Origin of the sequence: Psychrobacillus mangrovi (assembly GCF_037104765.1) — a bacterium.
Lineage (GTDB): Bacteria > Bacillota > Bacilli > Bacillales_A > Planococcaceae > Psychrobacillus > Psychrobacillus mangrovi.
Genome location: NZ_JBAWSY010000002.1, coordinates 184,389 through 198,930, shown reverse-complemented (window position 1 = coordinate 198,930; position 14,542 = coordinate 184,389). Strand labels below are relative to the sequence as shown.

General features: G+C 33.4%; 9 protein-coding genes and 2 pseudogenes. 8 read left to right on the top strand and 3 right to left on the bottom strand.

Annotation, left to right across the window (positions count from 1 at the left end; translation table 11 throughout):
- Positions 1-158: 158 nt before the first annotated feature.
- On the top strand, positions 159-845 hold the full coding sequence (locus WAX74_RS04035; protein ID WP_336496378.1) for a hypothetical protein: 687 nt from the start codon (positions 159-161) through the stop codon (positions 843-845).
- A gap of 198 nt (positions 846-1,043) precedes the next feature.
- Positions 1,044-2,528, top strand: coding sequence for a hypothetical protein (locus WAX74_RS04030; protein ID WP_336496377.1), 1,485 nt, complete (start codon positions 1,044-1,046; stop codon positions 2,526-2,528).
- Between the two features lie 329 nt (positions 2,529-2,857).
- On the opposite strand, the gene WAX74_RS04025 is transcribed toward WAX74_RS04030, so the two are convergent.
- Positions 2,858-4,423: an NlpC/P60 family protein gene (locus WAX74_RS04025; RefSeq protein ID WP_336496376.1), complete on the bottom strand. Its 1,566-nt coding sequence runs from the start codon at positions 4,421-4,423 to the stop codon at positions 2,858-2,860.
- Between the two features lie 262 nt (positions 4,424-4,685).
- Between WAX74_RS04025 and WAX74_RS04020 the strand changes: the two are divergent.
- Positions 4,686-5,202: pseudogene (locus WAX74_RS04020) on the top strand (SDR family NAD(P)-dependent oxidoreductase); the annotation flags it as partial.
- A 138-nt stretch (positions 5,203-5,340) separates the two neighbouring features.
- Here WAX74_RS04020 and WAX74_RS04015 read toward each other — a convergent pair.
- Positions 5,341-6,750, bottom strand: a complete 1,410-nt coding sequence (locus tag WAX74_RS04015) for a TcaA 3rd/4th domain-containing protein (RefSeq protein ID WP_336496375.1) — start codon at positions 6,748-6,750, stop codon at positions 5,341-5,343.
- A gap of 166 nt (positions 6,751-6,916) precedes the next feature.
- Here WAX74_RS04015 and WAX74_RS04010 point away from each other — a divergent pair, with 166 nt between their 5' ends.
- The 4 genes and pseudogenes from WAX74_RS04010 to WAX74_RS03995 all read left to right on the top strand — a co-directional run bounded on the left by WAX74_RS04010 (position 6,917) and on the right by WAX74_RS03995 (position 12,102).
- Positions 6,917-7,408 carry a zinc ribbon domain-containing protein gene (locus tag WAX74_RS04010; protein WP_336496374.1) on the top strand — a complete coding sequence of 164 codons (492 nt, stop codon included), beginning with the start codon at positions 6,917-6,919 and terminating at the stop codon, positions 7,406-7,408.
- 10 nt (positions 7,409-7,418) lie between these two features.
- The gene (locus tag WAX74_RS04005; RefSeq protein ID WP_336496373.1) at positions 7,419-9,008 is read left to right on the top strand and encodes a zinc ribbon domain-containing protein; all 1,590 of its coding nucleotides are present in this window, start codon (positions 7,419-7,421) and stop codon (positions 9,006-9,008) included.
- A complete protein-coding gene (locus WAX74_RS04000; RefSeq protein ID WP_336496372.1) occupies positions 9,005-10,333 on the top strand; it encodes a TcaA NTF2-like domain-containing protein in 1,329 nt (442 codons plus the stop codon). Before WAX74_RS04005 ends, WAX74_RS04000 begins: the two co-directional genes overlap by 4 nt.
- 201 nt (positions 10,334-10,534) lie before the next feature.
- A pseudogene (locus tag WAX74_RS03995) lies at positions 10,535-12,102 on the top strand (IS1182 family transposase).
- 191 nt (positions 12,103-12,293) lie between these two features.
- Here WAX74_RS03995 and WAX74_RS03990 read toward each other — a convergent pair.
- The gene (locus tag WAX74_RS03990) at positions 12,294-12,689 is read right to left on the bottom strand and encodes a hypothetical protein (protein WP_336496371.1); all 396 of its coding nucleotides are present in this window, start codon (positions 12,687-12,689) and stop codon (positions 12,294-12,296) included.
- A gap of 596 nt (positions 12,690-13,285) precedes the next feature.
- Between WAX74_RS03990 and WAX74_RS03985 the strand changes: the two genes are divergently transcribed.
- Positions 13,286-14,533 (top strand): Nramp family divalent metal transporter, encoded by a 1,248-nt coding sequence (locus tag WAX74_RS03985; RefSeq protein ID WP_336496370.1) that lies wholly within the window; start codon positions 13,286-13,288, stop codon positions 14,531-14,533.
- Positions 14,534-14,542 lie beyond the last annotated feature (9 nt).

Sequence of the window (14,542 nt, the reverse complement as noted above, 5' to 3'; positions counted from 1 at the left end):
GCTTTACTTAAACTCAAAAATACCAATGAGTATAAAAAATTCACATATTTTTACTTAAAATTAACCGGGTTATTAGTACTATTGTTTTAAAATGTATACATTACTATAGACTTATATATTTTCTAGATGTAGTATTAAAGGTATTGGAGGGATACAAAATGTTTAATAAAATTTTTAAGATAATTTTCCTATTTGTATTGGCACTTGGAGTAAGTACATACAATGCCGAAACTGCAGACGCAGCAACGAAAGTAATGTGGGGCAAAACAGAATTAAAACTAGGACAGATTGGAAAAGTAACAATTTTAACAGATACTACACTAGTGAAATTGGAAGGTGACGGATCGCTTTCAACTGTACGTGCAATGAAAAAAGGTGAAGAATATCGTGTATACAGCTATAAAAATAACCACGGAGGTCTATACGGTTTAGGTGGTGGAAGTTTCGTTCAAAAGAACACAAAGGTAAAATACGAAACTCCATCAAAATCAAAATTAGCTTTACTAAACGGACCAGCATTTAATAGTGGAAGTGTATGGGAAGGAACATACACTGCTAATCAAGGAGAAACAAAAGTAACATTAACCGTTAAGGAAGAAACAGTAGAATTCGCTTTTGGTCCTACCTTAGGAAATCCTACAGTACCTGAAGGAAAATTTGTTATGTTTTACGAATATGATAGTGTAACTGGGGCTTTAAGTTTAGAGCAAGGTAAATGGATTCAAAAGCCAAATGGATACAGAATGCTTGATATGGTTGGAAGTGTTTCTGGAGATTATTATACTGGTGTTCTTTTAGATGGTAATTCTGTAGAAGGTAAGTTTAGTGTGAAGAAAATAAAATAGTATCCATTTAAGAGGACTCTATATCACAAATGCGATTCTGATAATGGTCGATGACACTGAGAATTATAGTCCCTCAATGGAAATTCCGTTGAGGGACTTTTTCTTGTTGTTTATTGAAAAATAGAAGTACATTTTTCGGATAGACAAAAAACCGTATAATAACTACTCGATTTTTTTAATATGATAGGAGCTAATAAGATGAAGAAAAAGTGGATTGTTGCTGCAGCTGTAATGCTAATCGTAGCTGGATGTAGCAACGAAACAGTGCAGGACGAACTCAAGGAGGAAACAACGAAAACCAAAGTTGCCGAGACTTCAACAGTAAAGGAAGATGTTAAAAGCTTAAAATCGGCTGACCTGACTGAACTTAAAGAAGCGGTACCGGCTTTGGCAAAGGAGATAAGTAACAAGCTTGAGACGATCAAATTGCCCGCCATACAAGAAGGTCATCAGAACAGACCTATCTCAAGCCTTAACATAGATGAAGATTCTTTTAATCTGTACATATCTTTAGAAGAGATTAGCACAGAATCATCGGGAATTCCGTTGAATATTTTTATACGGACTTTCGAAAAGGAAGACTATCAATTCTTCCTAGATGAAGGATTTACCAAACTTGAGTCGAATCGGGAGTATCTAATTGCTCCTAACGGAAGTAAGAAAATTGTCTTCATTGATGGAGATTATCTTTATGAGATGGATTCAATTTCAAATGTTATGAATTATGAAGGTAGCACATACTCGGTAGAACAGCTGTTGGACATAGCAGATAAATTGAATATTGATTCTGGATACAAGCAATTTTTCGTAGTAAATATAGAGAACTATAAATTACCTACATATTTCTTAAATGACGGAAAAGAGCCGTATCGTTTGTTTGTAAATTATTCTGGTAAAAATGATAAGTTTGAACCTAAAGAACAATCTCTACAGATTAGCAATAACACTATGAACTTCGAACAGTCTGCTCTGTACCCACATTATGAAGCCTATGGAGATGAAATAGTCATTCAGGAAAATGTTGGATACTTAAGTTTTGGAGATAATTCAATCTTCGAAATGGTGATTGGAGATCGATTATATAGTTTAAGCCTTGCTACTGCAGATGTGAACCAAACAACTGGTAAGCCATCATATGTGGAAGTACCCAATTGGCAAGAAGAAATAACTAAGGTGATTGAAAGTTTAAATCTACCTAAGCAAGAAAGTGCCACCAAGGTAAAAGATACTTCCGAATATGAGAAAATGTTGAATAAGCAACAAAAAGAAAGGGAAATGAGAATAGCTAAAATCAAGGAAGTGTATATCGAATCTACGCTAGCTGACGATGTGTTCTTTGAAACGGCTGTTCAATTCAGTAATTTAGGTCCAGAAAACTCAGTTGGTTATATGAAAGAGCAACTCTTTAAGAGATTCATTAAGGTCGAAAAAGAATTTGAGCGGTTAAATCTAATGGAGATTAGTAAAACGCATATTGGATTAATGAATGAAAATGCTGAAGCGTCTATTGATGATTTATTTGAATTTTATATGATCAATCCAAATGAGGTGTTTTACCTGCAAGAAGAAATAGATGGTGAACCAACTTTGTACTGGATGTTACAAATGGAGCAATCAGTTGATGGATATAAGGTGCTAAATATTTACGATACTGAAAATGATATATTCTTGACTGATTTTTGATTATTAATCTAGCTTTTTCGTGAAGTCAATAGATATGTATAATTGTTGAATGATTATTCAAAAAAACACCTTTTATAATTGGAGATTAGGAACGTAAAAGAAGTCAAAGTAAGATATTGGTTTTCCTGATATAGATGATGGAGTTTCAGGATTCTATGAATAATATGGTTCAAACGATGTGCAGAACCGAGCAAGCCTTACAAATTGACTTTGTCATATTAACAAGTTAGATTTCATGAATAAATTAAGCAATATATAATACGTAAAATGTATCAGATAGTTAAAAATAAAGCCTTGCAAAGAAAAATCCTTGCAAGGCATTTTTATATTCATTTCAAATATCTTCTTGCACCTGAGTAGTTTGTTTTATAAACACCAGCCGATATAGATTCAATTTTTACCTTGTCTGAAGAGTTTGGTGCGTGAAGCATTTTACCTTCTCCGATGTATAAGCCCACATGATAAACTTTTCCTTTCCCTCTATTGCCAGCGAAAAAGACTAGATCGCCAGGTTGTAGGTCATTCTTTGCAACTGGTGTTCCTTTCGTTGCTTGGTAAAAGGAGTCACGTGGAATGACTATTCCGTGATTTTTGTAAACGGAATAGATAATTCCGGAACAATCAAAACCAAAAGCTGATGTACCTGCCCATAAATATGGGAGGCCAAGGAACATTTTAGCACTATTCACAATATCCTTTTGGGTTGGTTTTGGAACTGATGCATAGTTTTTGTGTACCTTTGCATCTTTTTTAGGTAAGTATTTTACTCCGTTTTGTGGGGTAATTACGTGTAACCATTCTCCATCTTCTTTTACTACAGGAAGGATAGTTGTATAGCTGATATCTATATATTTGTTCTTTTTGTTTTTATCGCTGTAAAGAGTAGTAGATTTGGCATTTACAATCGCAATAGAACAATTAGTTGTATCAGTTGTTGTTTCATATAAGTGGGAACTAGGAACCCAGCCGGGATACCCTTCCTTTTGGTAAGGTACATATTGATCTTTTATTGCTATTTTGGTCCATTTTCCGCTTTTTTGTAGAACAACTACTTCATCGCCAAACAATGCTTGAGTATCCGTTTTGTCTACGAGCCACCATTTCTGTTTTAAATTCATACTTTTCGTCCACTTAGAAATGTCCACTGGTGTTTTAATAGAAGCGAGGTCCACAGCTCGGTCAATCCCGGGTGTATGCCAAAGAGATGTAACTTGAACGTTTACTTTAACTTTTTTTGTTTTACTAGGCTTTTCACAAGAGACAGCTTCAGGAATTGGAGTAGTAGGAACCTTCCGGAAATCTGGATTTAAAGTACGGGCAAGTTGAATGGCAAAATCCACTTTCGTAATGTTAGCGAGTGGTTTATATGTATTGTCTGCATAGCCTGTGGCAATTTTATTTGCTTGTAAAATGTTGATAGACTCTGAAACCCAATAATCAGCTAATACATCCACAAACGGCGTTTTAACTGTACCCTTTAAATCATAAGCTCTCACAAGGAAGACTGCGCTTTCCCCTCTAGTAAAAGGAGCATCTGGATTAAATGCACCATTCTCATCTGTTTTCATTATTCCTTCATCCACAATGGTAGCAATGATTGGATAACTGGTGTGATCTGGAGTTATGTCTGTGAAAATAATTGCTGGCGGATTTGTCGTTTCTATTCCTAAAGATTTTATTATCATCTCAGCAGCTTCTAGGCGAGTTATTTCTTTGTTAACATCAAAATTCTTCGTTGGATCCCCTTTTATTATTCCTTTAGAAGCTAAAAAATCCAACTCTGCTTTAGCAGAATATGTATCTTCTACATCTTTAAACAATGGAGCCGCTGAAACAGTGCTATATGTAGAAAATAAAACAATAAGGGCAGTGCAAAAAGCTATTAATCTCTTCATCTTTCTAGATCTCCTTTAAAATAAAAGTAAAACAATATACACAATGTTATGGAATTCCCCCGTTCTTTGTATTTATTTTAGGTTGAAGATTTTACTTCTATAGTATTATCGTCTGTTTAGTAATTGCTTTTAACCTTGTGTTTGCTTTTCTATAGTGAAAGCTTCCTTAGTTCACTGTGATATTTCTCTCACTCATCCTTATTATGGAATTTATTCTTAATTTAAGACATATTTAAGTCATGTCATTAATTTTTTGCTTCAGTTGTCTTCAAATGATGAAGTAAAGAAAGCAATTGAGCATTGACCAGTGGACTGGGTCAGGTGGATATACTAATCAATAACGCAGGAATAGCGAAGTTCGGTAATTTTATGGACTTGGAAGTATCGGAATGAGAAAAAAATATTTCAATTGAAGATGATGGGCGTGTATTATGTAACACATGCTGTCCTACCTGGAAAAATCAGGCGATATCATTAATATTTCCTCTTCGGCTAGACAAAAGGGAGCACCTTTGACAAGTGCGTATAGCGCTTTAAAGTTTGGAGTATTTGGTATAACGGAGTCACTGGCGATGGAAGTGCGCAAGCATAATATTCGTGTGATAGCTTTAGCGCCTAGTACTATTGCAACAGATTTAGCCTTCGGAAAATAAATTAACTAACGGCAATCCGGACAAAGTGTTGCAATCGGAAGATATTGCAGAATTTATCGTGGCACAGTTGAAACTGAACAAACGATCTTCATTTAGAAAGCATGCCTTTGGTCGACGAATCAATAAATTGGTTATGAATAGAATGATGATCTAAAATGGTAAAAGCCGACTCCAATTATGAAGCCGGCTGTTTCTATACTGGGATATTCGATGGAGTCTTCATGTCTGCCCTTGTTACAAGTCAATGATGCACTATTTATCCAATTAAATAATTTCTTTTTCTGTTGTCAATTGCTCAATATTTGTTATAAAGTATTGATCACCATTGATTGTTACAGTATATCCTTTTGTTTTGTTGTATATGTAATCTTCGTCATCAGAATAAAAGTAGAACACTTCTGCAGTTTCTACATATAATGTATTTTGGTCAATTGCTTTAATATCAGTAATAGTGTTCGATTGAAAATCGTAGTCATAATAACCATCGATTTTACCGTGGTTTTCAATTTCCTTTAAATAAATAGATTGTATCTCACTACTAGTTGGGAAATACCCCGATATATATGAAAAGTCTGCTGAGTTTAGTGCATTTTCAAAATCATATCGGAAGTTATCAATATAGTAACCTACATTTTCTTCGTGCTCGTTCTTCAGCAGACGCATTACTTCAATTTCCAGTTGTTTCTTACGATCAGAAGCAATTTTATCTTGAATATGAGCAAACTTTATATGGGCAGAGTTAGACTTAATAGCGACTTGTTCTCCTTTAACAATCTTTCCTTCTGTATCTTTTGCCTCTGCGGTTATGGTCACTGTACCATCATATGGGACTGGTCCAAGGGAAGTAATTTCTGTAACTGTTTTTCCAGTAGATTTGTTATTTACCCATAATACTGCATCAGGTAAATCCGACGTTATTGTTGCCATACCTGCTTCCATTTCAGGCTTAAATATAAATGAATTATTTCCATCCCCTATAACGTTAATGATCCCTTCATTTTCAATAGTTGCAAACTCACTTGGTGCTGAGGCCTTCCAATTATATTCTCCAGGTAGAAAGTTTCCAATAGTTATACTTTTTCCTTCATCTTCGGTTACTGTTTGTTCGTTTATCACAATTGAAGTTTCATTAAGTGGAATTTCTGCTTGCACTTTTATAGGATGCAATACAAAAGAAACACGATCATATAGACCAAAAAGTAAAGGTTCATTTGTAACAGACATTAACTTGTTTCCATGAGAATCTAAAATAATATTCGATAATTCATCATCTTCCAGAATTTTAACTTCTTCTTTTATCTGGTTACGCAATTGATCCCAGCCTTCATCTTCAATAAATGAATAAAAACCTTCACTATCTTCAATTACTTTTTCGGGTATAGAGAAGAATGAAAGAAATTCAGTATGTTCACCTTTTACATAAGCTTTATTCATCTCGATAATTATTTTAGAAGTATCATATTTCCAATTTAGGAATAAGTGTGCTCCATATAAACCTACTATGATAACAAAAATAGAGATTATACTAGCTATGCGCATTTTTTTTTGTTTAGGATTAATTGTACTTCTCTTTGTTGTTTTTATTGGAACAACTTCCTCTAGTTTTGTTCCACAATTTAAACAGAAATTTTCTGTTCCTTGCCTTTTCACTCCGCAGTTTACACAGTTTGCCATTGTCAGCTTCCTCCATGATGTTTCTATAGTTCTATAAATATAACACGTAAAATAGTTCTTTTGAATAACAATTATTTTATAAATAGAAAAAAATACATATAATATTAATAGTAATATGGTATTATTTAATTGTAAATTATTAATCATTGTATATGGAGGGATACTCATGAATGAAATCCAAAACAAAATAGGTGGAGGATTGAACAAGATTCAAGATTCATTGCAACAAGGAAAACAAAAAATCCAAGTAGCGCAAGAAGTAAGTCAGATTCAGCAAAATATTAACTCTTTAAGGCAAAAACGACAGGTGTTAATATTACAAATTGGTAATATAACGCATAAAAAACTACGGCTTAATTTAATTTCTGATGAGGATTTAAAGGATATTGCATTGAATATTGAACAAATAGATAAAGAAATTTATATTCAAGCTAGTAATATGAAAAGATTAAATGAGACTGTTCAAAATACATATGAGTGTGTTTCATGTAATTCCGCTATTAATCCGAACGATAAATTTTGTGGTTCTTGTGGAACACCAGTTGTTATTCCACCAAAAGAAGAAGAGTCATTCAAACTTTGTAGTACATGTGAAGAAAATATTCCTAGTTCAGCTGCATATTGCCCTTGTTGTGGCAATGCAACTAATGAACTGTAGGAGGATATAAATGTTCTGTAAAGAGTGTGGTCAACAACATGATCCAAATTTAAATTATTGTCCTAGAGATGGACAAAACTTACACCCCGAATTACCGTTTGGTGTAGAACATCGTGCTTCAGGCTTTTGTGCTAGTTGTGGAAAATCAGTCGTTTCCGACGCTCAGTATTGCCAACATTGTGGAGAATCACATAGCACAATTAGCTTTTCAAAAGGTGGTCCTAAAAAAAACACCAGTGAATCATTTAAGAAAAAAAGCTTTGCAACTCCAAGTTTTTCAGTTGCAAAATTCTCATCTGCATCGGTCACTCCAATATTATTAGCAGTTGGAATATCTATTCTACTTACATTATTAGGTGCGTTTTTTATTAAATCACAAGTTGAAAATAGTATTATTGAATATTCGGGAAATGAAGTAACCTCGGATGATATAAAAAATTTGAATATTTTAACAGAAGAGTTAGAAAATGAATCTGGAATTGACTTGAATTTGCCTAATATTTATAACATTTTTACTTATGTATCTCTTATGCATAGTGTTGATTTTAAACTAACAGGTGAAGTTAAGAGTGATATTATAGATGGTGAAAAATTAAGTGAAAGTGCCACACTAATTCTTCAAAATTTATCTTTGACGTTCTTACCCGTCGTTATTTTTATATTATTAATAAGTGGACTTATTCTTGGATTTATTGCTAAAAAGCGAAATCTATCTTTTAGTAGCTCTATTTTAGGGTTTGGCATACTTTATGGAATCTTTTTGTCTATTTCTTCTTTTATAGCAAATTTTACTTATAAAAATGGAATTTCTATTTTCTTTACAGATATTGATGTTTTAGTAAAAGGAAGATTTCCACTAATTGAATCTTTTATAGTAGGGTTTTTACTTGCTATTTCTATTGCAGGAATTGCATCTATGTTCATGTTATACAAAAGAGATGTTTTTGCATTTATTAAAACAAAAGCATCTTACATTCAGTACACAATCTATTCAACTGTTATTATGATAATTGGTACCTTTTTGTATACTGTAGTTTCTTTTTCTATACTGTCTAAAATAGAAGAAGTACGCGATGAATATTTACATTACTTGTTTACTGGGCCAGTTGGAATGATTTTTTGGAAGATGAGCCACCTAATTCCTATTAACTTTGTGTATAAAGAATATTCACAAGAAGAATCCTTCTCTCTCCATCTATTTAGCTCAATTGCAAAATTTGAGGAAAGTGGTTTTGTAAATGAATTTCTAGAATTTTCAATGGAAAATGGAATCCCTTTTTGGTTGAAAGCTAGTATTCTAATACCTGCTGTATTTCTAATAATTGCTGGATATAATCTATATCAAACTCACAATATAAAAGTTGCGGAACTAGTTAAATTTTCATTAATTTATGCATTCATTATGTCTTTAATATCTTTACTTTCTAATATTAAGTATTCTGTCGAAGGAAAAGGATCTGAAATATTTGATCTTGGTCATACTATGTTTCAAGTGAGCTCAGGGGTTTTTGGGACGTTCTTCATTTCTGCTATTTTTGCATTTATCTTTATTACCCTTGGGGGATATATTAAACATTATGTAGGGGATTCTACTAAATGAAAAATTGTCCAAATTGTACAGAGCTAATAAAAAATGAAAGCCAGTTTTGTTCACATTGTGGCTTAAGGTTCCAAACACAGAAAAAGAAACAAACTAATTTAATCATCCCAATCATTTTTATAGTATTGCTCGGTGCCATTTTTATAACGCATGGGCAAATAAAAGAAAAAACTGGTCCATACAGAACGATAGTAGAATTGGATAACATCTTATCTCAACAAGATGCTACTGCCGCTTTAATTCTATTCGAATCGCAATTATCAGGTACTCCACTGTCTGAACCAATCATGCAGGACTTTCTGAATTATTTGTACCTTGAAACGAATTGGGAATCCACTTTAAAAGAATGGAAAAAAGCCGCATTACGTGAAAAAGAAACATATAAACCTCTTAAAACTTATAATGGAGATGTACTTTTCACACTTGAAAAAACAGGTTCTATTTTAGGGATTTATCCGAAATATGAAGTGATGGTTCATCCTTATTCAGTTCAAGTCAAAACAAATACAGAGGGAACACGTGTAACTCTTAATGATCAAACAAAATCTTTAACAAAAGTAGACGATTTCCAAAAGGTTTCTAGCATTTTACCCTCTGAATCGATTCAAGAACTTACCTTTAAAGTGGAAACGAAATATACGAATTTTAGTGATTCAATCGATTTTTCGACAATGACGCAAAAACCAAATATAGTACAACTAGAACTTCCTCTAGAACTAGTTGACATAAGTATCTACTCTAACAAATTGGATGCAATTGTCTATGTCAATGGGAAAAGTACAAGTACAAGTGTCCGAGACATTGGATTAATTGGTCCTTTGCCTACAGATGGAAGTATATCAATTCAATTAGAATTAGATGGAAGAAAGACAGAAAATGTAGAAGTCTATTCAGGTGGAGAATATCAATTAATGTTTGAAGAAGAAATGGAAGTTGCTTCTTTTTATGATGACTTATTTAATCCCAATAAAGAGGATTTAGAACTTCTATATGATTCTTTCATTGCTACATCAGTGAATGCCATAAATCATCGTGATTTTACACTTGTAGAACAGTACTTTCATCCACTTGGTAACTCGGGTATAGAGTTAGAGGAGTATATTCCATATTTAGAGACGAAAGGGATTACAGAGCAACTGTTAGAGAGTGAAGTTGTAAGCTTCGAGGTTCAAGATGATGGTTTACACCTTTTTACCTTTGAATCCTATATTATAAATTACCCAGATAAACCATCAATACAAAAATCATTTTATACAGAAAATCTACTAGTGATAGATGATAATCAATGGAAATTCTATGAACTTCTTAAAACAACTGAGTTATAAAGCAGTATAAAGAATATTTCAGGAAAAAAATATTAAGCAAAAAGAAGAGGCTGGGACAAAACCCACCTCTGAAATGAAAGTAGCCGATGGCTTTTTACGAAAGTAAAAGTCAGCGGCTATATTTTTTGCATGAAAAAAGAACACTATCTGTTAAAATTTAAGTATCTGACCCCAAAAATTTTAAAAGAAAGAAGTGTCCTTATGTTTAAAAATTATAACATGAATCAATTAATTTTACCTTTAGATTTAGAAGTAAAACTAAAAAAAAATGATATGCCTTCCATGTTCATCATTTAGTGGAAAGTATTCCTCAAGAAGCCTTTGCCCCATTTCTACGAAATGAGGGTTGTCCTGCATATCATCCTCGCATGATGCTTAAGATTATTTTATGCGCTTATACTCAATCAACTTTTTCGGGTCGTAAGATTGAAGCTTTGCTACAAGACAGTATTCGAATGATGTGGTTAGCTCAAGGTTATGAACCTAGCTATCGTACAATCAATCGCTTCCGCGTTCATCCCGAAGTAAAAGATTTAATTCGTCAGTGCTTTATTCAATTTCGTTGTCAGTTAGTTAAAGAACAATTAATTGATCAAGAAGCCCTTTTTATTGATGGTACAAAAATTGAAGCGAATGCGAATAAATTTACCTTTGTCTGGAAGAAGTCTGTAGAAAAATATAATCAAGCCCTTATAGAAAAATCAAACCAGCTTTACAATGAACTTTTAGAAAATGAAATCATCCCTGAAATAGAACGTGAAAACGAGGAACAATTATCCTTAGAAGAAATTGCGCAGCTTGTTCAAAAAGCAGATGACGTGGTACATGAATATGATAAGCAAATTGAAACATCGACAGATGTTCCAACAAGAAAAGCACTAAGAAATCAACGTAAATACCCTAAGCAAATTAGAAATCAATTGTTAGATATGGTTGTGCGAAAAATGAAGTATCAACGAGATTTAGAGATATGTGGTTCAAGGAATAGTTATTCAAAAACTGACCCTGATGCAACATTTATGCGTATGAAAGATGATTACATGCAAAACGGACAATTAAAAGCTGGATATAATATTCAAATTGCGACAGAAGGTCAATATACGCTAGCCTATAGTATATTCTCTAATCCAACGGATACTCGTACACTGATTCCGTTCTTAGATATAATTGAACAAAACTATTTTGAATTACCCAAACATATTGTCGCAGACGCAGGTTATGGTAGCCAACAAAACTATGATGACATTTTATCTAACCGCAAACGAGAAGCTTTAATTACTTACGGTATGTATTTGAAGGAGCAAAAGAAGAAACATAAACAAAGTGAATTCAATACAGACAATTGGGTATATAACAACGAAACAGATACCTACACTTGTCCAAACGGAAAACAATTATTCTTCCAATACCATTCCGTTCGGAATGATCGATATGGCTTCCAACGAAAGTTTAAGATTTACGAATGTGAAGATTGTACCGGTTGTCCGTTACGTTCTCTTTGCACAAAAGCATAAGAGGGTAGTAACCGTAAACTAATGTTCAATGAAAAGTGGGAACAACAAAAAGAATATGTTAGAGCGAAGCTTTCAGAAGAAAAAACTAGTTCGATTTATCGTAAGAGAAAAATCGATGTAGAACCAGTTTTTGGATTCTTGAAGGCTAATTTACGTTTTACTCGATTTTCTGTCCGTGGGACATCGAAGGTTGAAAACGAAATGGGCCTAGCGTTAATGGCCGTGAATTTAAGGAAATTCACGGCTAACGCCTAAGCTAAACACTTAAAATTCTCTAAAAGTTAAAAATCCAGATTTGAATGTGCTCAAATCTGGATTTCTCATTATTAGAAGCTAGATATGTCCCAGCCTCTTCTTTATGATTCTATGTATATATTAATTTTAGAGCTTAAATATGTATATTTCCAAATTCATTTAGAACCTGAAGTTAAATATTAAATACCCCATTAGTAGTTGCTATTTTGAGTATCGTAACGCTTTGCTTGATTCAATTTCTTCAGTGCAATAAACACCCCAACGATCCAGCCTAAACAGAGGGCTAGTCCAATTCTTAAAACTGTTCCCATTAATCTACCATTATGATAAATATTACGTTCTTGTACAGTGTAGTATCTGTCAGCTGGTAAGTAAGGTTCCGTGTAGCTAGCGTAACCAAGTATATAACGCCATCCGTAAACAATACCTAATGGGTAGAGAGCTACGGTGAAAATTACATATAATCCGCCGTCGAATATATCGATTGTTTGATATTCAATCATTACGCTAACGACAAATGCTATTGCAAGGATAATTCCAATGATAAGCAATATCTTCACTTTTTTTAGTTCTTTCTTAAAAGCCATTATTTAATTTCCTCCTAGTTCCTTTGTGGTGAGTATTATTTACTAAATATATTAAAAATAATAGTTAAAGTAAAGTGTAATTTAGAATTGTTAAAACAGTTATAAAGCAACTGTTTTAGATATTATAATTGAAAATAATTTAGCTTTTTAGAACTAATTTTGAATGGTGGATAAGATAACAAGTTCAGATGAAATAATGGGTCCATAAATAAAAAGTTTGAGGAGAATCGGACGAGAGGATTACAGAAAGTGATGAAGATTATCCGATTTTAATACTTTATTACGAAGACGTAAATATACTTGTCCATGTCCGTAGACTTGACGCTGCTCGTTTAGTAAACTGCAGTTGAATTAAAAAATGAATAAGGAGAAAGAGATTAAAAGTAAAAACAGAAAGGTAAGACACTAAAAGCTTGAATGTCAAAACTAGTTGAGCAATTAGAATGGAGAAAAGTCATTAATCGTTGTAATTGTTTGATGGCTTTTTTTCTTAAGTTTGTGTTAATTAAAGACATATTTAAGACGTGTCATTAATTCTTTGCTTCAGTTAATATAATGATAGAGTATTCAGAATAATTAATCGGAGGGGAATTAGTTTGAATGAAGGGGCGAAATTATCATCAGTAACAAGTAGTGGTAAAGTGCGTACGAAGAAAAATATTTTCAATTACTTAGGCCCTGCTTTGATTACTTCGGCGTTGGTGCTTGGTCCAGGGAGTGTCACGTTGTCATCCAAAATAGGCGCAATTTATGGATCACAATTAGTTTGGACACTTGTTTTAGCTGTCGTTCTGATGATGGTTTACACAGAAATGAGCACGAGGATTGGGATAGCGGCAAAATCTAGTTTCATAGAAGTTATTAAGAAAAAATGGGGTTTTGTAGCGGGGTTATTAATAGGTATAGGGGCATTTCTCGTAACTGCATCTTTTCAAGCAGGCAATGCGATTGGAACTGGTATAGCTGTGTCCACAGTTACTAATTTGAATCCGACAGTTTGGATTGACATTTTTACTCTTTTATCCATTGCTTTGTTGTTTGCAAAACAATTTTATCAAATTCTAGAAAAGTTGATGCTTGTTTTAGTAGTAATAATGCTTCTTGCTTTTCTTATTACAGTAATTTTGGTTCAGCCTTCATTAGTTGATATTTTTAAGGGGTTCATCCCTACTATTCCACAGGGAAGTACAGGGTTAATAATTGCGCTATTTGCTACAAGTTTTTCAATTGTAGGTGCCTTGTATCAATCGTATTTAGTAAAAGAAAAAGGCTGGACGATTTCCGATGCAGGAAGTGGGAGAAAAGAATCGTTTCTAGGTATTTTCCTACTAGGTTTTATTTCATTTCTTATTATGATTACTGCTGCAACAATTTTAAAGCCACAGGGGCTTATAGTAAATGATGCGACTGAAATGGGGTTGGCGTTAGAACCGCTTTTCGGAGGTTGGTCTACATTTGTCTTCATGCTTGGTCTGTTTGGAGCATCCTTTTCATCTCTTATGGGAAATGCAACAATCGGGGGATCTTTACTAGCAGACGGTGTTGGAGTAGGGAATAATCTATCGAATATGAAGGTAAAATTTTTAATCATTCTCGTTATGCTTTTCGGTTCCGTCATTGGAATTGTTTTTGGATCAGCACCATTGAATTTAATCATCTTCGCACAAGCAGTGACAATTTTCGTTGTGCCTTTCATCGCTATTTCGATTTTAGTTGTTGCAAATGATGAGAAGGTAATGGGCGAGCTCAAAAATAAAATGCTAAGTAATGTTTTAGGGATTATCGGACTGCTCGTTTTATTCTATCTTGCATTTAACAATGTAAAAAACATCTTTTTTTCTTAAGGGGGAAAT